A 1,516-nucleotide genomic window follows, 5' to 3' on the forward strand; every position below is an offset into this window, starting at 1 on the left:
GCTCTCATGCAGCGTAACCCAAGATCTTGGCCGCCGTTTTCTAGTCACGACAGGTTGGGAAGCGCGGAGACTCGTGCCAGACATCTCCAGGGCCGGGAATGTTTGTTCCTAACAGGCTGCTGAAATAGTGACTTGGGTCATTGGTATTTGCTCGTCTCGGCCGGCCCGTTCGGGTGGCGTGGCGCCCGGGGCGGCGGCTCCGGGCGCGCCGCGTCGCGCGCTACACGGGCTCGGGCAGCAGCCGGCGCAGGCGGACGATGTTGTACGCCGCGGCCGTAAAGGTGAAGAGCCAGGTGACGAGCGGACCGCCGCGATGGCGAAGTGTGCGCAATCCGCCGACGGTCTTCATCCACCCAAAGCTCTGCTCCACGAGCTTGCGTTTCCGTTGACTGACCTCGTCCCCGGCGTGGCGTGTCGTGCGTCCGTCGATCGCACTGCGTCGCCCGGTGGTGTGCTGGGCGATGTGCGGCGTGACGTGCATGGCGCGGAGCGCGGCGACGAAGTCGCGCGTGTCGTAGCCCTTGTCCCCGGCCACGGTGATCCGCTGCTCGCCGACCAGATCGCCAATCATCGCGACGGCGGCGTCCCGTTCGCCGTACCCATCGGCGGGCGTGACCGTGGCCCGCACGATCAGGCCGGAGCGGTGCTCCATGAGGACGTGGCCCAGATAGCTCAAGCGGGCTTCGCGCCCGCGCGCCTTTTTGTACAGCCGGGCGTCGGGATCGGTCGTCGACTGGTGGGTCAGATTCGTCCGGCGCTGCCCGTGGAAATCGACGGGCGGGTTGGCGCCCCCGGCCGGCGGCTCCTCGTCGCGCGGGCGGAAGCTCTTGTGGCTCGCCCACGCCTCGAGCAGCGTGCCGTCCACCGTGAAATGGTCATCGGACAACAACCGCTCGGCGTCGGCGTGGATCAGTACCGCCTCGAAAAACGCCGCCGCCACGTCGCCGTTCAGCAGGCGGTCGCGGTTCTTCGTGAACGTCGTCGCCACCCACACCGGGTCGTCCATGCCGAGTCCGACAAACCACCGAAACAGCAGGTTGAAATCGAGCTGCTCGATCAGTTGCCGCTCACTGCGAATGGTATACAGCGCCTGCAGGAGCAGCGCCCGCAGCAGCTGCTCGGGCGGAATCGACGGACGGCCGAATTTCACGTACAGCGTGTCGAACCGGGGCGACAGTCGCTCCAGGGCGCGGTCGGTAATCCGGCGGATCCCCCGCAAGGGATGATCCGCCGGCACGCGGGCCTCCAGCGACACGTAGCTGAACATCGATCCGGACGTCTCGTCGGCTCCACGCATGCGGCTCCCTCCAAGCGACGGGAGCATCGTAGTACACGCGGATCGGCTGGGAAACTTACTTTTTCAGCAACCTGCTAAAGGTTCTCGGTTCTCGGTTCTCGGGTTCTCGCGGCCGCAGCCGTTCGAACCTTGAACCGGGAACTCAGAACCTGAAACCTGTAGAACCCGTAGAACCTGTAGAACCCGTAGAGCCTCGACTCTACGCGTTGCTGGCGGTCT

At 65.8% G+C, this 1,516-nt stretch carries 1 protein-coding gene; it reads right to left on the reverse strand.

Features of this window, described 5'->3' with window-relative positions:
• Positions 1-220: 220 nt before the first annotated feature.
• Positions 221-1,297, reverse strand: coding sequence for an IS5 family transposase (locus VGZ23_14280; GenBank protein HEV2358757.1), 1,077 nt, complete (start codon positions 1,295-1,297; stop codon positions 221-223).
• Positions 1,298-1,516 lie beyond the last annotated feature (219 nt).

This window comes from bacterium (genome assembly GCA_035945995.1).
Taxonomy (GTDB): domain Bacteria; phylum Sysuimicrobiota; class Sysuimicrobiia; order Sysuimicrobiales; family Segetimicrobiaceae; genus DASSJF01.

Excerpts from the sequence above, each read along its gene's own strand:
- VGZ23_14280 (HEV2358757.1), bottom strand. The coding sequence starts at position 1,297 with ATGCGTGGAGCCGACGAGACGTCCGGATCGATGTTCAGCTACGTGTCG.